Raw genomic sequence first — 224 nt, forward strand, 5'->3', positions numbered from 1 at the left:
CACCCTCCAAGTATCGTCGCCGCAGTCGCGTTTCACAGCCGAGTTCGGGATGGGTCGGAGTGGTTCCACAACGCCATTGGCACCCGGAAAAATCGAGAAGGTTAAAGAACCCTCAAGACTGCATAGAAATTGAGTTAAATTGAGTTATGAGGTCAAGCGCTCGGTCTGTTAGTACGTCTGGGCTACATACATTACTGCACTTCCACCACGACGCCTATCAACGG

The 224-nt window shown here is 51.3% G+C and carries 1 rRNA gene; it reads right to left on the minus strand.

The features are described 5' to 3' along the window. Window positions 1-87: ribosomal RNA gene (gene rrf / locus AC0QH1_RS27130) — 5S ribosomal RNA — on the minus strand; the annotation flags it as partial. Between the last annotated feature and the right edge of the window lie 137 nt (window positions 88-224).

The sequence above is a fragment of the Phormidium sp. CCY1219 genome (genome assembly GCF_055795085.1).